The 17,854-nt window shown below is 44.2% G+C and carries 13 protein-coding genes and 5 pseudogenes; 9 read left to right on the top strand and 9 right to left on the bottom strand.

Features of this window, described 5'->3' with window-relative positions; translation table 11 throughout:
• Nucleotides 1–2: 2 nt before the first annotated feature.
• The 5 genes and pseudogenes from DXE37_RS14460 to DXE37_RS09905 all read left to right on the top strand — a co-directional run bounded on the left by DXE37_RS14460 (nucleotide 3) and on the right by DXE37_RS09905 (nucleotide 5,877).
• A pseudogene (locus tag DXE37_RS14460) lies at nucleotides 3–1,859 on the top strand (aldehyde ferredoxin oxidoreductase family protein).
• A 10-nt stretch (nucleotides 1,860–1,869) separates the two neighbouring features.
• Complete coding sequence (locus DXE37_RS09920; protein WP_174221038.1) at nucleotides 1,870–3,054, top strand: NAD(P)/FAD-dependent oxidoreductase; 1,185 nt, start codon at nucleotides 1,870–1,872, stop codon at nucleotides 3,052–3,054.
• Between the two features lie 263 nt (nucleotides 3,055–3,317).
• The gene (gene argJ / locus DXE37_RS09915) at nucleotides 3,318–4,553 is read left to right on the top strand and encodes a bifunctional glutamate N-acetyltransferase/amino-acid acetyltransferase ArgJ (RefSeq protein ID WP_114637378.1); all 1,236 of its coding nucleotides are present in this window, start codon (nucleotides 3,318–3,320) and stop codon (nucleotides 4,551–4,553) included.
• Nucleotides 4,554–4,567: 14 nt separating this feature from the next.
• Nucleotides 4,568–5,425 (top strand): ATP-binding protein, encoded by an 858-nt coding sequence (locus DXE37_RS09910; protein WP_114637377.1) that lies wholly within the window; start codon nucleotides 4,568–4,570, stop codon nucleotides 5,423–5,425.
• Between the two features lie 14 nt (nucleotides 5,426–5,439).
• The gene (locus DXE37_RS09905) at nucleotides 5,440–5,877 is read left to right on the top strand and encodes an NUDIX domain-containing protein (RefSeq protein WP_114637599.1); all 438 of its coding nucleotides are present in this window, start codon (nucleotides 5,440–5,442) and stop codon (nucleotides 5,875–5,877) included.
• Here DXE37_RS09905 and zapD read toward each other — a convergent pair.
• The 6 genes and pseudogenes from zapD to DXE37_RS09875 all read right to left on the bottom strand — a co-directional run bounded on the left by zapD (nucleotide 5,852) and on the right by DXE37_RS09875 (nucleotide 10,754).
• Nucleotides 5,852–6,562 (bottom strand): cell division protein ZapD, encoded by a 711-nt coding sequence (zapD, locus tag DXE37_RS09900; protein WP_269460337.1) that lies wholly within the window; start codon nucleotides 6,560–6,562, stop codon nucleotides 5,852–5,854. The two genes, DXE37_RS09905 and zapD, sit on opposite strands and share 26 nt — an antisense overlap.
• Before the next feature lie 53 nt (nucleotides 6,563–6,615).
• Nucleotides 6,616–7,302 carry a dephospho-CoA kinase gene (gene coaE / locus DXE37_RS09895; RefSeq protein ID WP_114637375.1) on the bottom strand — a complete coding sequence of 229 codons (687 nt, stop codon included), beginning with the start codon at nucleotides 7,300–7,302 and terminating at the stop codon, nucleotides 6,616–6,618.
• Nucleotides 7,303–7,346: 44 nt separating this feature from the next.
• Nucleotides 7,347–8,015 (bottom strand): type II secretion system F family protein, encoded by a 669-nt coding sequence (locus DXE37_RS13125; RefSeq protein WP_114637374.1) that lies wholly within the window; start codon nucleotides 8,013–8,015, stop codon nucleotides 7,347–7,349.
• Nucleotides 8,016–8,113: 98 nt separating this feature from the next.
• Nucleotides 8,114–8,395, bottom strand: a complete 282-nt coding sequence (locus DXE37_RS13120) for a type II secretion system F family protein (RefSeq protein ID WP_114637373.1) — start codon at nucleotides 8,393–8,395, stop codon at nucleotides 8,114–8,116.
• Nucleotides 8,386–9,465: pseudogene (locus DXE37_RS13115) on the bottom strand (GspE/PulE family protein). The gene DXE37_RS13120 and the pseudogene DXE37_RS13115 overlap by 10 nt, the downstream one beginning before the upstream one ends.
• Complete coding sequence (locus tag DXE37_RS09875; protein ID WP_114637372.1) at nucleotides 9,462–10,754, bottom strand: HlyC/CorC family transporter; 1,293 nt, start codon at nucleotides 10,752–10,754, stop codon at nucleotides 9,462–9,464. The pseudogene DXE37_RS13115 and the gene DXE37_RS09875 overlap by 4 nt, the downstream one beginning before the upstream one ends.
• A gap of 118 nt (nucleotides 10,755–10,872) precedes the next feature.
• On the opposite strand from DXE37_RS09875, the gene DXE37_RS09870 reads away from it, so the two are divergent.
• Entirely contained in the window at nucleotides 10,873–11,388 is a 516-nt protein-coding gene (locus tag DXE37_RS09870) for a methylated-DNA--[protein]-cysteine S-methyltransferase (RefSeq protein WP_114637371.1), read from the top strand.
• Between the two features lie 7 nt (nucleotides 11,389–11,395).
• Here the strand turns inward: DXE37_RS09870 and DXE37_RS09865 are convergent, their stop codons facing one another.
• A complete protein-coding gene (locus tag DXE37_RS09865) occupies nucleotides 11,396–12,370 on the bottom strand; it encodes a squalene/phytoene synthase family protein (RefSeq protein WP_114637370.1) in 975 nt (324 codons plus the stop codon).
• A 119-nt stretch (nucleotides 12,371–12,489) separates the two neighbouring features.
• Here DXE37_RS09865 and DXE37_RS09860 point away from each other — a divergent pair.
• A pseudogene (locus DXE37_RS09860) lies at nucleotides 12,490–13,856 on the top strand (high affinity choline transporter 1).
• A 137-nt stretch (nucleotides 13,857–13,993) separates the two neighbouring features.
• Nucleotides 13,994–15,013: pseudogene (locus DXE37_RS14455) on the top strand (2-dehydropantoate 2-reductase).
• Between the two features lie 71 nt (nucleotides 15,014–15,084).
• Here DXE37_RS14455 and DXE37_RS09850 read toward each other — a convergent pair.
• A pseudogene (locus tag DXE37_RS09850) lies at nucleotides 15,085–15,853 on the bottom strand (fumarylacetoacetate hydrolase family protein).
• Nucleotides 15,854–15,995: 142 nt separating this feature from the next.
• Here DXE37_RS09850 and DXE37_RS09845 point away from each other — a divergent pair.
• Nucleotides 15,996–16,844, top strand: coding sequence for a hypothetical protein (locus tag DXE37_RS09845; protein WP_231971322.1), 849 nt, complete (start codon nucleotides 15,996–15,998; stop codon nucleotides 16,842–16,844).
• Here DXE37_RS09845 and DXE37_RS09840 read toward each other — a convergent pair.
• Entirely contained in the window at nucleotides 16,841–17,845 is a 1,005-nt protein-coding gene (locus tag DXE37_RS09840) for a polyprenyl synthetase family protein (protein WP_114637369.1), read from the bottom strand. The genes DXE37_RS09845 and DXE37_RS09840 overlap by 4 nt on opposite strands.
• Between the last annotated feature and the right edge of the window lie 9 nt (nucleotides 17,846–17,854).

Raw genomic sequence — 17,854 nt, 5'->3', positions numbered from 1 at the left:
TCATGTCATGGGCTGGAAAACTTCTTCGCGTTAATTTAAGCAAGGGCACTTGCCAATCTGAACCTTTAAATATGGAATGGGCCAAAGAGTATTTGGGTTCACGTGGTTTGGCATCCAAATATTTAGTCGAAGAGATAGATCCTAAGGTGGATCCGCTATCTCCAGAAAATAAAATTATTTGGGCTACACCTGGCCCACTAACTGGCACTACCGCCTCTACAGGAGGTCGTTACACCGTCGTCACCAAGGGGGCCATTAACGGGAGGAGCGATTGCTTGCTCTAATTCTAGTGGTTATTGGGGCGCGGAGCTAAAGATGGCTGGTTGGGATATGGTGATATTTGAGGGTAAATCGCCTAAGCCGGTGTATCTCTATATAGAAAACGATAAGGCAGAGATAATCGATGCCTCTGACTTATGGGGAAGATCAGTTTGGGAAACAGAGCCTACGATCAAAATTAAGCGCCAAGATCCGCAAATACGCGTTTCTTGTATTGGGCGCGCCGGTAAAAACCAAGTGCTGTATGCAGCAATAGTGAATGATTTGCATCGTGCGGCTGGCCGCTCAGGAGTTGGCGCAGTCATGGGCAGCAAGAATTTAAAGACTATAGCAGTTCGCGGCACTAAGGGTGTTGGTAATCTAAAAAACCCTAAAGCATTTATGGAGTCAATGGCCGCGGGCAAGGCGGTTTTGGCTGGTCATGCTGTTACCGGTCAAGGCCTCTCCACCTATGGCACTCAAGTGTTGATAAACGTCATCAATGAGGTGGGTGCACTCCCTACTCGCAACCATCAAGATGTTCAGTTTGAGGGCGCTAAAGATATTTCTGCTGAGGCTATGGGGCAGAACCTCGTGGGAGTGATGGAAAAACACATTTAGTCACAAATCAAGCTTGTTTTGCTTGCACTATTGCCTGTGGACGTATTTCCAAAATTGATGACACCCATTTCTCTATTGAGAATAAACCTCAGCATATGCATGCCTCTGGCGGGCTTGAGTATGAGGCAGCTTGGGCTCTTGGTGCTGCGAATGGTGTAAATGATTTAGAGACCTTGCAATACGCAAACCAGCTATGCAACGAGCAAAGTTTAGATCCTATTTCTTTTGGCGCTGCCATTGGGGCCGTAATGGAACTATATGAAATGGGTGTTTTAACTAAGGAGCAAATTGGTATTGAAGCTCCATTTGGGTCAGCAAAAGCACTGTGTTATTTAGCTGAAATCACAACTGAAGGAATTGGGTTTGGGAAAGAAATAGGCCTTGGTTCGGCACGTCTAACCAAAAAGTATGGTTACCCAGATCTTTCAATGAGTGTTAAGGGGTAAGAATTTCCTGCTTACGATGGACGGGTAATTCAGGGTATCGGTTTGGCTTATGCCACATCAAATCGTGGTGCATGCCATCCTCGTGGTTACACCATTGTATCTGAAGTATTGGGCATTCTTGTTAAAACTGAGCCAACTGAAACAGGGGGCAAGCCGGCGCTGGTGAAGGCTTTTCAGGATGCTACAGCTGCTTTTGATTCAGCTGGAATTTGCATCTTTACAAGTTTCGCTTGGACGCTGGCTGACGTTACTCCACAGTTACAGGCTGCCTGTGGTGACGAGTTTACGGTTGAAAACTTAACAACTATTGGTGAGCGCATTTGAAATATGGAGAGAGACTTTAATAATCGTGCCGGCTTTACAAATAAAGACGATAAGTTGCCCAAGCGTTTAATGGAAGAGGCAGCAAAAACCGGTCCGGGTAAGGGTGCGGTGAGTGGCCTAGATAAGATGCTTCCTGAGTATTACGAGGTTCGTGGATGGGATGCAGAGGGTCGTCCGAGCGCTGAAACGTTGAAACGTTTAGGTCTTTGAGTCTTAAGTCATGAAGCATGTCATTTTGGGTAATGGCCCAGCAGGTGTTATTGCCGCCGAAATCATTCGTAAGCGAGTGCCTGATGATCAAATTATGATGATTAGATCTGAGGATGTGCCTCCATACTCTCGAATGGCTATTCCGTATTTACTCATGGGTAATATTCAAGAGTCTGGCACCTATCTGCGCAAGGATCCTGAGCACTTTCAAAAACTCAAGATTGAGCAGATCCACGGGAAAGTAAGTTCTGTGGATCCGAAATTAAAGAAGCTGGAGTTAGAAGACGGTCAGTCCATATCATTTGACAAGTTGCTGATTGCAACAGGATTTATTCCTGTTCAGCCACCAATTCCTGGTATCGATTTGCCTGGCGTACATCCATGCTGGACTATGGAGGATGCACGCGTAATTGCAAAATTGGCTAAACCGGGCTCACGTGTCTTGCAAATGGGAGCGGGTTTTATTGGTTGCATCATTTTGGAAGCGCTTGCAAGTAGAGGGGTAGACCTAACGGTAGTTGAAATGGGTGATCGAATGGTGCCGCGCATGATGACAACTGTCGCTGGTGGCATGATCAAAAAATGGGTTGAAGAAAAAGGTGTTCAAGTACATACCAACACCAAAGTAGATGCCATTACTAAGACTAATGCTGGTTTGACTGTAAGGCTTTCCAATGGAAAATCACTTGAGGTTGACTTAGTTATTTCTGCAACTGGCGTACGACCAAATGTTGCTTATTTAAAATCATCTGGCATTGAAATTCAAACCGAAATTTTGGTAGATGGGGTGATGCAAACTTCACAACATGATATTTATGCCGCAGGAGATGTGGCTGAGGGTATTGATTTTTCAACTGGTGAGCGAATAGTGAATGCAATTCAACCTAATGCTGCTGAGCAGGCCAGAATAGCTGCAATAGCCATGACTGGTGGTGATTGTGAGAGTTTGGGCGCACTACAAATTAATATTTTAGATACTTTAGGGCTGATTTCTTCTTCCTTTGGATTATGGTCTGGCGCTAAGGGTGGTGATCATGTTGAGCTGGTTGATTTGCCGCAGTATAAGTACCTACGTCTAGAGTTTTTGGGGGATGTCTTGATTGGCGCTACTTGTGTTGGAAGCACTGACCATATAGGTGTGCTGAGGGGTTTAATTCAAGGAAAGTTCCATTGGGTGGTTGGAAAGAGACTTTAATGGGTGACCCCTACCAAGGCCATGGATGCCTACTTGGGTGCTGGACAAGCACAATCTAGTTAGTTCAACTAAGCTTTAGTGATGAAAATCACCCTGAAATTGTTTGCCAGTTTGGCAAGTAATTTGCCGCCAAACAAAAAACAGCATTGAAGCGGATATCGAAGTTGCAGATGCCAGCACTAGTGGCGATATGATCTTTATACTCGCAGGGGTGGAGGCTAGCCCTCAAAACTAATATTGATCCCAATTCAAAGAGTACTTTTATGGCCGTTAATCTATCCCTCCCCAAAAAAGCCGAACTCAAGCCTGTTAAAGGTTTTGAGATGGGCATTGCTGAAGCTGGAATTAAGAAAGCCAATCGCAAAGATTTATTGGTGATGACTTTAGCCCCTGGTTCACAGGTAGCTGGTGTTTTTACTCTGAATCGCTTTTGCGCTGCCCCAGTCCAAGTTTGTCGCGAACATTTAGCGCAAGAGGGGTGTAATGGTGAAATTCGCGCTCTTGTAGTCAATACAGGCAATGCAAATGCTGGAACGGGCGAATCGGGCATGAGACATGCTTTAGAAACCTGCGCAGCCTTGGCAAAGGACCTAGACATTCATCCAGAGCAAATTCTTCCTTTTTCAACAGGAGTGATTCTTGAGCCACTTCCAATTGAAAAAATTATTACTGCCTTACCAAGGGCGGTAGCTAACCTTGGTGAGGATAACTGGCTTGATGCAGCTGAAGCCATCATGACTACCGATACTCAGCCTAAGGCTACTTCAACTACAGTGCAATTGCCTGCTGGTGCAGTAACCATTACTGGTATTTGTAAAGGTGCTGGCATGATTCATCCGAATATGGCAACTATGTTGGGATTTATTGCTACGGATGCTGGATTTGCGCCAGGTATTTTGGGTAACCTTACTCGTGAAATTGCTGACCTTTCCTTTAATGCCATCACCATTGATGGTGATACATCGACCAATGACTCTTTCATCATTATGGCTACTGGCCAGTCTGCGGTGCAGATTCAATCAGTCAATGATTCCAGTTATGAAGTTCTGCGTGATGCATTAATTGCCCTAGCCAAAAAGCTAGCTCAAATGATTGTCCGCGATGGAGAGGGCGCGACTAAATTAATGACGATTGAGGTTGTAGGTGGAAAAACTCCCGAGGAGTGCCGCTTAGTTGCAAAGGCGGTTGCGCACTCACCTCTAGTAAAAACGGCTTTTTTTGCGAGTGATCCAAATCTCGGTCGAATCTTAGCGGCGATTGGCTATGCCGGCATTGCAGATTTGGATGTAAGTCACGTCCAAATGTGGCTGGGCGATGTTTGGGTGGCGAAAGATGGTGGCCGCAATCCAGATTATCAGGAAGCAGATGGTCAACGCGTGATGCAGGCTTCAGAAATTACCATCAAAATTGACTTGGGTCGCGGTACGGCTAGGCAAACTTTATGGACATGCGATTTATCTCATGAGTACGTATCCATTAATGCAGACTACCGCTCATAAAAAGCGGATTAAATATGAATGAGAAATTAGACCGTCTTTTAGATCATCTCGATACTTTCCTACCTAAGCCCTTAACTGAAGAGCAATGGAAATCTTCAACAGCTTATAGATGGCGCCGCAGAGACAGTATTTTTGGCAGCATTGGATTTTTACAGCCCGTTAAGCATGTGGCCGACATCACTTTTGAAGACCTGCAGAATATTGATCGTCAGCGCGATGCAATCCGCGATAACACTAAAAATTTTATTCACAAGAAGCCAGCAAATAATATTTTGCTTACGGGCGCTCGGGGAACTGGAAAGTCCTCCTTAATTAAAGCCAGCTTGCATGAGTTTGCTAGCCAAGGATTGCGATTAGTTGAAGTGGAGAAAGAGCATTTGGCCGACTTGGCTGATATTACAGAATTGTTGGCAGATCGCCCTGAGCGCTTCATCATTTTTTGCGACGACCTATCCTTTGAAGATGGTGAATCTGGATACAAGGCTATGAAGTCAACCTTGGATGGCTCAGTATCTTCACAGGTTGATAATATTTTGATCTACGCCACATCCAACCGCCGTCACCTATTGCCGGAATATATGAAAGACAATGAAACATATGTTCATAACGACGATGGCGAAATTCATCCGGGTGAAGTGGTTGAAGAAAAGATCTCATTATCCGAACGTTTTGGTTTGTGGTTGTCGTTCTATCCGCCAAAGCAGGATGAGTACTTAGCTATCGTGGTTCATTGGCTGCAACATTTTGGTTTAAGTTCTGCGCAAATTGAGTCTGCCCGTTCTGAGGCATTAGTTTGGGCATTAGAGCGTGGCTCACGTTCGGGTCGAGTTGCTTGGCAATTTGCTAAACATTGGGCTGGTTCGCAAGCTTAAAGCGAATCACTTTGATGAATGATAACCAGCGCCCCATTACTGAAGTGGCAGCAGGAATATTGCTCGATGATAAAGGTCGTTATCTTTTGGGGCAGAGACCAGCAGGCAAGCCCTATGCTGGTTACTGGGAAGTGCCTGGCGGAAAAATTGAAAAAGGGGAGACTGTTTTTGAGGCCCTTAAACGCGAACTTCAGGAGGAGCTCGGCATCAATATTCAATCAAGCGAAGAGTTGACTGTTTTAGAACATGACTACCCGCATGCTTATGTGCGCTTACATGTCAGCATTATTCGCGAATGGAATGGCGCTCCTAAAGGCTGCGAGAATCAAGCCTTATCTTGGGAGTTGCTTGCAGCGGAAAAGCCTACTGTAGAACCTTTATTGCCAGCCGCTTGGCCAATGCTGGAAAGGCTTAGAGCCCTTTATCTTAGAGCTGACAGAGGGTTAGCTTAAAAGGGATGTCTGCATTCACCAATTGTGCTTTTTTATCTCGCTCAGACTTGAGGAAGCGCACGGATAGTAAATATTTATTAGCGCTAATCTCTGAAAACAAGGCCTCATCTTCAAGGGCAATCCGCATTAATTGATGCACCTTGCCAGAAGGCGCCTGCTGAAAAGAACCATTGTGAGCAATGACATCTTTAGCTTTGCCCGATTGACGCAATAGACGCAAAAATAATTGACATGCTTCATGCCATGGCAAGAGTGGGCTAATATATTTTTCTAGCAACTCACGACGCTCAGTGGTGGGGCTATTTTTCCAGGCGTGATAGCTGGGCAAATCGATTGGGCTAGTGCCGCCTGGAATATTTAATCTGGTGCGAATAGCGTTTAACCATTCGCTTTCCGTAATGACAGAATTCGGCCTGCCAGCGGATTGGTTAATACTGCTTACAACATTGTCAATTTCTGAAAGTGTTTGTGTAAGTGCTTCTTGGTCAACTTTCTGTGATGACTTTAATCCATTAAGCGAATATTTTTGACGTTCAAATTCTTTGAGGAGCAATGACTTAATGTCGCCACGGGCTCCAATATCTCCGAGATCAAACAAAATAGAGATAGCGTTGTGATGTAATTCGGGATCGTCAGATCGGATAAAGTGATTAAAACGGGCGAACAAATACTCCAGCCGAAGCATGCTTCGAACTAATTCATTGAAAGGGTATTCGTAAACAATCACAAGCCCATATTCTATGACGAACTGAGCCGACCTTCCTGAATCTGTAAGATTTTTTGATGCAACTTGACCACTGCTGCTTTTAAGTTCTCTAGCGAGCTTTGATTTTCAATCACTAAATCTGCGCTTGCTAGTCGCTCTTGTCTGCTAATTTGGGCTTGAAGGATTCTTTCAACCTCTTTTCGTGGTAATTTGCTGCGCTGCATCACTCGCTTAATTTGCATTTCTTTTGAGCAATCCACCACCACCAAGCAGTCAAGCAATGGCCGCCAATTACCAGACTTAAGCAATAAGGGAACCACAAAAACGATATATGGCACTTTTGTTTTTAGCAGTAGCTTGGTCTGCCGAATAGTTTCCTCACGAATTAATGGGTGAGTGATGGCCTCTAGGGTCTTTCGCGCCTCTGGATTTGAAAATACCAGGGAGCGCATTTTGTCCCTAATGAGCGCACCTTCAGAATTGATAAAGTCAGTACCAAACTGCTGTTGAATCAATGGGATGGTTATACCGTTTGGAGCGGTGATCTGGTGGGCTATTCGATCGGTGTCTATTACGCCAGCTCCCAGTTTGGATAGTTCGTCGCTAACCGCACTTTTTCCTGAGCCAATTCCACCGGTAAGGCCAACAAAGGGTATCGACCCCTTTAAAAGGGCTAAACCAGTTGTTGAAATCGAAGGGTTTGATGGGTCATTAACCATAACGGGTCAATGATGCCAGTAAAAACACTAAAAAGTACCACTCATCAAACAATCTGTCCTAAGTTAAAAATGGGCAGGTAGAGAACGATGACTAGACTGCCAATAATAATTCCAACAACAATGATTAATAAAGGCTCTAAGCTTTGGCTTAAGGTGCTTAGCTGATTGCTCAATCGAGACCCCAAAACCATGGAGCGTTTTTGCAGCATTTCAGCAAACGCACCGCTTTCGGAGGCAATTTTTAGTAACTGTAATGTTTCTAAGTCAAACAAAAGACACTTGGGATCTGCTTTAGCTATTGCGTCCCCGAGAGACCATCTACGAGTCAAATGTTTGAATATCTCAGCGCTGTAGTCGTGGCTTAGCCAGTGATTTGATGATTGGGCTGTGACCTTCAGGGCATCTAGGAGGGGTAACCCAGACCTGAGTAGGTGCCCCAAAGTTCTACACCAATAGGTCAGTGTTGCCAGCCTGAGGGGTTGGCCAATTAAAGGTATGCAGAAACTTGCTCGATCACAATACTTTTGTAATCTAGGAAGTTTGGACCATGCAAAGCCAAAAAGGGCCGTAAAGATTGATAGAGTGCAAATTATTTCAATGCAGAATTCTTCGAGCCAGGAGGATGTGTCAATCAATGCTTTAGTGGATCCAGGTAAATCTGCTTGAAAATGGTCAAAAACCTCTTTAAAGACGGGCACCACCCAAATCATCATGAGAATCGCCAAAAGGCATGCGCTTGTCAGAGTGATGAGGGGTAGTAGCTCATGGATTGCTGAATTTTTCGGTGTAACTCAATTTGAGCCTCAAGCTGCTAGCTAATCGTTTTAAGTGCCAAGCTAAAGTCACCCGTTCGTTCGCTTACTTTAATCAGATTGATGAACTCAATAGAGAATTGATTTTTTTGGTTTTGTAGGGACCGTGAAAAACTCTCCCCATTTTTGAGTTGTATATGAACATTACCTAAGCAAGATAGCCAAGCATTTGGGGCTGTGGAATGAATTAGTTCTATCGCATTTAGAAGGGGTAGACCAGCATCCAGCAGGGTTAAAAGTTGTTCGGCAAAGCGAAGTTGATCTTGCTTTTTTAATGCCATGAGCTGACTTCTGAGGCTAAAGATGCTGGAGTAATAGCGCCTGCCCGAATATGCGCTAATCCAGCTTCATGCATAGAGATGGCAGGAATAGCGGGGTCCGAAAGATGGGATTTGTCTAAGACTTCATGAATTCCAATGCGTCCAAAATAACCGGCACCATTGCATACAGGACATATCTTTCTCTGCTCGGAATTAAATTTGAAGCAGTGATGACAGATTCTGCGCACTAAACGCTGCGAGCTCACGATCAATAAGCAGGATTCAATTGCCTCCCGATCAATTCCAAGATTTTTAAGTCTAGTAATTGCACCCCGAGCATTGCGGCTATGTAATGTACTTAAAACCAGGTGCCCAGTTTGTGCTGCTTGAATTGCTAATTGCGCAGTAGCTGCATCGCGTATTTCACCAATCATGATGACATCAGGGCCTTGTCTAAGAAGGGCGCGAATAATGATTGGGAAATCTAAACCTGCTCGCGGGTGATATGCCACTTGATTGACACCCGCTAACCGAATCTCTATAGGATCTTCTATTGAACATAGATTGCGATGCTCTTGGTTGAGTTGGTGTAGGCAGCTATACAAAGTTCGAGTTTTTCCGCTGCCTGTTGGTCCCGTCACCAAAATGAGTCCATTCGATTGGGACAAAGCCTTTTGGAAGATCTCTAGTTAATAGGGCAAAAGACCAGTTTCTTTTAGATTAAGGGCATCAACACAGTTTGGCAATATGCGAATGACTGCCTTTTCGCCATACAGTGTGGGCAAAATCGATACGCGGCAATCGATATTAGGTTTGGAGAAGTCGTGACCAATACTCAAGTGTCCATCTTGGGGAAGACGCTTTTCTGCAATATCTAAACGTGCAAGAACCTTGATTCGTGTAATGAGTCGATCGTGTAGATCAATGGGGCAATGTGACTGTATTTGCAGAAGGCCATCCACCCGTATGCGGACTAGAGTGGCCTCAGTACCAGCCTCAATATGAATATCACTCGCTCTAGCATGGATGGCATGAATAGTAGTTTCATGCCAGGTCCGAATAATGAGTGAGTCATCATGAGTGTCGCTCAATCTTGATCTTGGGCCAGAGTGGTCGAACGATAAAGTTTCACTGTCTTTACGCCATGTTCATCAAATTGGACAATTTCCATGATTATTCCGGCAATGCGAATACTGACGTTGTGGTCGGGAATGGCCTCTAGCTTTTCCAAAATAAGACCGTTTAAAGTGCGCGGTCCATCCAATGGCAGATTGAGATTGAGCAATCGATTGAGATCTCGCAAGGATGCCCCGCCTGTTGCTAGGTAAGTCCCATCATTCAGCCAGCGAGGGTCCGTCGACAAGTTTGAGAAAGAGGTGGTGAATTCACCAATGAGTTCTTCAACAATATCTTCAAAGGTGATTAAGCCCAAAACCTCGCCATATTCATTCACCACCAAACTTAATCGTTGCTGGTTATCTTGGAAAAATTGCATTTGCTGCAAAACAGGGGTGCCACTAGGGATAAAGTAGGGCTCATTTAGTAAAGCTCTAAAATCTTCATGCTTTAAGTCTGTGTCGCCAAGCAGAGATAAGGCTTTTTTCACTGAAAGAATGCCAATAATACGATCTGAGTCACCGTCGCTGACGGGTAATTTATTGTGATAACAGGTTTCCAGTTGCTGTACTACTTCATCAATTGGTCTTGAGAGATCCAATACTTCTATCTTAGATCTCGGTGTCATGACGTCATCAACGATTATATTTTCTAGATTGAATAAGTTGAGCAGAATATTACGGTGATGATTAGATACAAAACGATTTGATTCCAATACCAAACTGCGTAACTCTTCCTTACTCATGGCTCTACTATCGGATGAGGATTGCAGGTCTGATACTTTCATTAATCCCGACACAAAGCTGTTGCTAAACCAGAGCAAGGGTTTTAGTGCAAAAGTGAGCGGCAAGATAAGCCAGCCAACGTTGGAGGCAATTTTTTCGGGAAACGCAGCGCCAATTACCTTGGGGGTGATCTCGCTAAAGATGATGATGAGTAAAGCTGCTACAAGGGTAGCAATTGATAGTACGAAGCCGCTGTCACCGAATACATGAAGAGCAATGCCCGTAACTAAAATTGGCAAAATTGTATTTATCAGATTATTTGAGATGAGTAGCACTGAGAGTAATGAATCAATGCGCTTTAAGAGTCTTTCAGCTAATGCTGCGCCAGCATTACCACTATTGGCCATAGCGCGGAGACGATGGCGATTGGAAGACAGCATACTGGTCTCTGCCATAGAGAAAAAGCCAGAGAGCGCAAGGAAAAATAGGACTAGAGCAACTTGGCTGTAAAACGGCCAATCGTCAAAAAAGGTGTCCATGAGGTATGCTTGAAAAAAGTGAGGATGAGCCAATATAGCAAAGTGCTATTTGGCATGCTATAGTCATAGAGTAAAGACCTGTCATCTTGACTGTTTGTTTGTGTCAGAATCATTTGCTATGGCAAGATCAAATACCCTAAAACAAGGCGAAGGTGCTAGCTATTGCGTTATTGCAGCACCTTTTGGGCGGCTTGGGATTTCGACAGAATTAGTCGATGGAAGTTTGATGTTGTCCGGGATTGATTATTTGCCGCATGATGCCAAATTAAGCCTTCCTAAGAATGCCTTGGCAAAGGAGGTTGCATTTCAATGTACAGCCTACTTTAAGGATCCTAGTTGGAGATTTGATTTACCCATCATCAAACCGTCTGGCACAGAGCATCAGAAAAAAGTGTGGGCCTGTATTCAAGAAATACCAGTTGGTAAAACCAAAACATATGGGGAAGTGGCAAAAAAAATGAAGAGTGGGGCGCGAGCTGTAGGAACGGCGTGCGGTGCAAATCCCTACCCCTTAATTGCACCATGCCATCGAGTTGTCTCTGCTCAAGGTATTGGGGGGTTTATGAAAGAGAATTCGTCTGGCCTTTACCGCCAAATTAAGTTGTGGCTTTTAAAGCACGAAGGCGCTTTGTAGGAATTGATTATTTTGCTAATGATTTGCTAAAAAGGTAGAAAAACGCTTTCATGAGAGTATCGCTTTTTACCGCAATTTTTGTAAAGCTATAAAAACTCATCACAGCTTTTCTGGAGAGTTTCACCTCATCTTTGTTGCTAAATTCTGTTCGAGTAGCAATTTTTGAAAGGGTTATGACGGCTAAGCCAAAAGCTAAAAAACAAAACCTCCTGATACCACTTTCTTGTTTGGGTATCAAAAGAATGTAATTTAGGGAGTCTTGTAATTTTTGATACGCTAGTTTTAAGAGGTCCATTTGACTACTGCCTACTGGCTTCCAAGAGACACCACGAGCCTTGTCCTCTGGCGAATCCTTCAGTATGTTGGTCATTTGTAATGCCTGCCCAAATGCAATTGCCAAATCTTCATGCCCAGCTATTCTTTCTTTAAATAGAGGGGAGTGGTTGCTAAAAATAGTGGTCAGTAGTTCTCCAACAACACCAGCCACTACGTAACAGTATTTTTCAAACTCGGGGAGATCTTGAAGGCCAGCTTGATTTTGTTTTCCATGAAAAAAAGACATTCCTTCAGACATGATGGAAACACAGCGATTTACCGCCTCTTGATCTTGGGTAGTGCGGGTATGCAAAATTCTGAGAACAGTTGGCGTATGAGAGATGAGATCTAATTCATCTTGGTTGCCATAATTCTTTAAGGCCTCTAAGCATGGGTTGACAAAAGTTTCTACTGGCGACTTTTCAAGCACGGCATTTAAAAAAAGTGCTGAGAGCAATTGCTTGGTTTGTGCACTTAAATCTCCGGCATCTTCAATGGTGTCGACAATGCGACAAAGTAAATAGGTATTGCCAACAACCTTTTCAATACTTGGAGGTAGGAGTGGGATTGTGAGCGCAAAGGTGCGGGATACCGAGCCCAGAATGGCTTTTTGGTATGCCAGATCTGCAGATGGGTTTGTGGCAGGGCTATGCTTGGATGGCTTCACCGTTGAATTATGTCAGACTGAAACGTTTTAGTGCATGCCCCAAATGGGTTGGTAATTGCCAACTGCCAAAAGTGACAAAGCCATATAATTTCATCAAATTTCTGTAGGAGCATTCAGGCGTGCTTATTTGGTTCGTCATCATTTATTGGGTTATTTCGGTTGGTATCGGCTTGTGGGCGGCTTTGCGGGTGAAAGATGCTGCTGACTTTGCTGCTGCGGGCCATAGCTTGCTTTTGCCGATTGTGACAGCCACGGTATTTGCAACTTGGTTCGGATCTGAAACGGTTTTAGGAATTCCAGCAACTTTCTTAAAGGAGGGGTTGGGAGGGGTGGTCGCTGATCCCTTTGTTTGATTTTGGCGGGACTCTTTTTTGCGCGCCATCTTTATAACCGGCGAATGCTGACTATTGGAGATTTTTTTCGCGAAAAGTATGGTCGCACAGTAGAGGTTTTAGTAACGCTATGTATCGTTGTTTCTTATTTGGGCTGGGTTGCTGCTCAAATTAAAGCCCTTGGGCTTGTATTTAATGTTGTATCTGAGGGGAGTATTTCTCAGACGGGCGGCATGTTGATAGGAGCCGGTAGTGTTCTGATTTACGCCTTATTTGGTGGCATGTGGTCAGTGGCGATTACGGACTTTATTCAGATGATCATCATTGTCGTTGGCATGTTGTACATCGGTGGCGAAATGTCTTCTCAGACTGGTGGAGTTTTTGCAGTGATTGAGCATGCAGCAGCTGCAGGTCAATTCAGTAATTTCTGGCCAGATATGAATTTAGCTTCGATCTTAGGGTTTATGGCAGCTTTGTGCACCATGATGCTGGGCTCCATTCCTCAGCAAGACGTTTTCCAACACATTACCTCTTCAAAGAACGTCAATATTGCAGTTCAAGCTGCTTTATTGGGTGGTGTCCTTTATTTTATTTTTGCGTTTGTCCCCATGTATTTGGCTTATTCGGCTACTTTAATTAGTCCTGGGCTAGTCAAAGAATATCTCACCACGGATCCGCAGATGATCTTGCCTAAACTCATTTTGAGTCATGCACCCTTAATTGCGCAGGTGATGTTTTTCGGCGCTTTGTTATCCGCTATTAAGAGTTGTGCCAGTGCAACTTTATTGGCCTCGTCGGTAACTTTTTCTGAAAATATCCTGCGAGGAATTTTTAAGCATTTATCTGACCAGGACTTATTGAAAGTCATGCGGATTACGATTCTATGTTTTGCTGTAGTGGCAACTTTCTTTGCTGTGAATTCAGAGCTATCTATTTTCAAGATGGTGGAGAGCGCTTATAAAGTCACCCTAGTGGCAGTTTTTGTACCGTTAGCATTTGGAGTCTATTGGTCAAGAGCAAACTCCTTAGGGGGCTTGTTGGCAGTGGGTAGTTTAACTATCTGGATAAGTTGCGAAATCTTGGCTCCCAATGCTATTTTGCCGCCTCAATTGGCTGGCCTATTTGCCAGCATTGCCGGCATGATTTTTGGGTAGTCTTGTCCCAAAAGATTCGTTAAAAACCGTCTAGAGTGGGGTTTGCTTAAAAATTAGGCAATTTTTTATATTGCACTGCAAAATATTCTCCTCTAAGATGTTGTTAATTAAAAATTTTTGGTTCTTATGGAGCTCTTATGAAAATCTGTGTTATCGGTGGAGGTGGCGCCATTGGGGGCTACCTAGCCGTTATGTTGGCTCGAGCGGGCAATGAAGTCACGGTTGTTGCACGTGGCGCTACATTGGCTGCAATCAAAGAGCGTGGCCTTGCATTGATATGGATGACCAACCAGAGCCTTTGGTTGCCCAAGTCAAAGCAGTAGAAAAAATTCGGGATGCCGAAACTCCAGATGTGGTGATTTTGGCAGTGAAAAGGCGCATCAAGTTGAGCCAATTATTGATGACTTAGCTGCCATCATGGGTCCTGAGACGATTCTCATACCAATGCAAAACGGCATTCCTTGGTGGTACTTCCAAAAGCTAGGTGGTGAGTATCAGGACCACTCTGTTGAAACGGTGGATGCTGGTGGCGTTGCTAAGAATGCGATTAATCCAAACAATATTATTGGTTGTGTGGTGTATCCAGCAACCTTTACTCAAGCTCCTGGCGTCATTCGTCATGTGGAGAGGAATCGCTTTCCATTGGGCGAGTTGGATGGCAAGACTACTGAGCGTATCCAGAAGATGTCAGAGATGATGGGGCTGCTGGATTTAAGTCTCCTATTTTGGACGACATCCGCTCTGAAATTTGGCTCAAGCTTTGGGGCAATAGGACTTTCAACCCAATCAGCTCATTGACACATGGAACACTCGAAGGTATTTACCAATATCCTTTGACCAAAGAATTGGCACGCAACATGATGGCTGAAGCTCAGACAATCGCCGAGAAGTTAGGGGTTACTTTCCGTGTTGATATTGAACGTCGCATTGCCGGAGCAGAAAAAGTTAGCAAGCATAAGACTTCTATATTGCAAGACTTAGAGGCTGGGCGTAGCTTAGAGATCGATGCTTTATTGGGATCAGTTATCGAGCTTGGCAAGATTACGCAAACTCCAACACCGTGCTTGAATACGGTGTTTGCTTTAACCAAATACTTTGATGAAAATGTACAAGCTTCTAAAGGAAGCTTGGCGCTGCTCTCAGTCTCGGGTTATTAATTCAATATTCAGCATTAAAAAACCCTTGCTACTCAACATAGCAAGGGTTTTATTCTTTATGAGACTCTCATTTATTCAAAGCGATTGTCGAGCTGTCCAACGCCATCAATAATGATGCTCACATTGCTGCCTGGCTTCATGGAGCCAACCCCTACTGAAAGTACCGCAGGCGATAATGTCGCCCGCCTCTAGCGGAACGTCTTGTGAAATTAAGCTCACTAATTTTGCAGGCGGGAAAATCATATCTGCGATAGGGTAGTTTTGACGCTCTTGATCGTTGAGGATCGTTTTAATCGTTAGTTTGCTTGGATCTACATCGGTAGTAATGTAAGAACCGAACACGCCAAAGGTGTTAAAGCTCTTGGCGCGAGTCCATTGTGCATAACCAGGATCACGATTCAGGATTTCGATAGCGGTCACATCATTAATACAGGTGTAACCAAAAATGGCTTGAGCAGCTTCTGTTTCGTCCACTTCATGACAACTCTTTCCAATCACAATACCAAGCTCTCCTTCGTAAACAACTTTCCCAGAATAGGACTTGGGAGTGCGAATGACTTGGTTTGCTGCCAAGAAAGAGTTATCACCCTTAAGGAAGTACAAGGGTTCTGCAGGGACTGCATGCTCAAGCTTGGTTACCAACGCATGGAAGCTGTCAACCATGGCAACCATCTTAGAAGGCGTGCATGGAATATCAATAATGACATCAGCTAACTTAAGTGTCTCGCCTGTGGCCTTAGGCGCATTGAATAAATCACCTTCGTAAACCTCAATTTCATCGCCTTTTACTTGTCCAAAACCACTTTTTCCTTGATGCTGAAATCTAAGCCACTGAGCCATAATAAGTTCCTATGAAGTTAAATATTTGATATGCAATATCTTGCAGGGATGAATTGATGTCTAAAACTTCTGAGTTCGTTTTTGCACCAGAACAGGATCAACCAGTTCGCTATATGGAGCGTACCCGAAGCTATTACTTGGGTTGGGCTATGAGAATCCTTATGTTTTGGCTCATTACATTGATGTGTCATTTAACCTGCCTAAGAAGCCACTCAATCAATCCGTATTAGGCTTAATTACTACCGTCGTTCCTTATGATCCGGATAAAGGTCCTCAAGGACCAGGCGCTCCTTACAATGCTGCGGCAAAGTTTTATCAGCCTTATCAGCAGTCAATTAAAGGAAATATTGATTTGCGCATTGCACATGTGGGCATCGATCGTAAAAATGCCAATATGGAAGACATCAATTGCTGGTTTCCGCTAGAAGCCGCTAAACGGGCGGCTACTTTAAATTTAATTCAGGAAATATCGCCGCATTTTTATGGCTTACCTACTAATCGCAGTCAACGCCACACATTAGAAGTTGATGCTCCTCAAATTTTGGAAATGCTAAGAGCGTATAGTGTGGATGTGGCGATATTGATTCCGAATTGCTCGATATGCCATCAAAGTCAAAGTTTGTTAGCGCGATTTTTAGAGGTTGCCGGAATTTCTACTGTTGTGATGGGTGCCGCTAAAGATATTGTTGAGTACTGTGGAGTCCCTAGATTTTTATTTTCTGATTTTCCTCTGGACAACCCTGCTGCAAAGCCAAACGATGTTCATGCTCAGGATTTAAATTTCTTATTAGCTTTACGTTTAATCGAGTCAGCTCCCGCGGCGCGTACAACTGTGCAGTCTCCCTTGAGGTGGTCATCTGATCCTTTATGGAAGTTAGATTATTCGAATTTAGAGAAGCTATCTCAACAGGAGATTTCTCGCTTGCGCGACGAGGCTGAGCAAGTGCGTATTACCGCACGAGAACTCAGATTAAATAGCTTGGGTACTTAAGTTTGTCTTGTAAGGGAGTAGGCACACAAGTCTTCCAGCGCTTTACTGGCTTCATTTTTGGGGAAGTCCTTCAGGTAAGAAAGGGCTAAGTCAGCCTCGCGCTTAGCAGTTGCTTGTGTGTAATCAAGAGCGCCAGAGTTTTGCACGGCCGCCAAAATTTGTGCAAATGCATCATCAGGTAGGTCTTGATTTTGCTCAATTGCTGCGCGGACTAAAAGTTGCTCTTCGTGACCGCCGTTTTCTAATAAGTAAATGAGTGGCAAAGTCGGTTTGCCCTCACGTAAATCATCCCCGGCATTTTTCCCCATCTGTGCAGCATTAGCGGTGTAATCGAGTAAATCATCCATTAACTGAAAAGCAGTGCCAATGTGTCGTCCAAATGCAGCAGCTCGCTCACGCTGAGTATCAGTAGCATTAGCCAAAATAGCGCCTAATTCCGTAGAAGCCTCGAATAACTTCGCTGTTTTGTAGCGAATGACTTGTAGATAACTATCCTCATCTACTTCGGGATCGTTCATATTGAGGAGTTGGAGCACTTCGCCTTCAGCAATCGTATTGGTTGCATCGGACAAGATTTGCATCACTCTCAGGTCATTAGGGCGCACCATCATTTGGAATGCACGGGAATATAGGAAGTCACCAACTAAGACGCTGGCAGCATTGCCAAAAGCGGCATTCGCAGTCTCACGACCTCTTCTGAGAGTAGATTCATCAACCACATCATCGTGAAGTAGGGTGGCAGTGTGAATGAATTCAACAACAGCGGATATTTCTAGGGTATGGGGTGTTTCTTTACCGTTGGCCAAGGCTTTGGCCACCAACATCAAGAGCGCTGGCCTGACCCGTTTTCCGCCTGCTTGGATGATGTAGGTTGAAATTTGGTTAATTAAGGCGACTTTTGAGGCTAAACGTTGGCGAATAACCTCATCTAAGGCCTTGAAATCTAAGGCAATTGGGGCCAGAATTTGGCTTAAGTCATTGATTTTGACAGTGCTGGGCATGCAAGATAT

The organism is Polynucleobacter necessarius (genome assembly GCF_900095205.1).
GTDB classification, from domain to species: domain Bacteria; phylum Pseudomonadota; class Gammaproteobacteria; order Burkholderiales; family Burkholderiaceae; genus Polynucleobacter; species Polynucleobacter necessarius_E.
Note: the sequence above shows the minus strand (reverse complement) of the source record. Positions and strands in the feature narration are given on the sequence as shown.

Bases quoted from the DNA above. Each gene is read 5' to 3' on its own strand.
- DXE37_RS09875 (WP_114637372.1), bottom strand. From the start codon at position 10,754: ATGGACACCTTTTTTGACGATTGGCCGTTTTACAGCCAAGTTGCTCTA.
- argJ (WP_114637378.1), top strand. From the start codon at position 3,318: ATGGCCGTTAATCTATCCCTCCCCAAAAAAGCCGAACTCAAGCCTGTT.
- DXE37_RS09910 (WP_114637377.1), top strand. From the start codon at position 4,568: ATGAATGAGAAATTAGACCGTCTTTTAGATCATCTCGATACTTTCCTA.
- coaE (WP_114637375.1), bottom strand. From the start codon at position 7,302: ATGGTTAATGACCCATCAAACCCTTCGATTTCAACAACTGGTTTAGCC.
- DXE37_RS09905 (WP_114637599.1), top strand. From the start codon at position 5,440: ATGAATGATAACCAGCGCCCCATTACTGAAGTGGCAGCAGGAATATTG.
- DXE37_RS09920 (WP_174221038.1), top strand. From the start codon at position 1,870: ATGAAGCATGTCATTTTGGGTAATGGCCCAGCAGGTGTTATTGCCGCC.
- DXE37_RS13120 (WP_114637373.1), bottom strand. From the start codon at position 8,395: ATGGCATTAAAAAAGCAAGATCAACTTCGCTTTGCCGAACAACTTTTA.
- DXE37_RS09840 (WP_114637369.1), bottom strand. From the start codon at position 17,845: ATGCCCAGCACTGTCAAAATCAATGACTTAAGCCAAATTCTGGCCCCA.
- DXE37_RS09870 (WP_114637371.1), top strand. From the start codon at position 10,873: ATGGCAAGATCAAATACCCTAAAACAAGGCGAAGGTGCTAGCTATTGC.
- zapD (WP_269460337.1), bottom strand. From the start codon at position 6,562: ATGCTTCGGCTGGAGTATTTGTTCGCCCGTTTTAATCACTTTATCCGA.
- DXE37_RS13125 (WP_114637374.1), bottom strand. From the start codon at position 8,015: ATGATGATTTGGGTGGTGCCCGTCTTTAAAGAGGTTTTTGACCATTTT.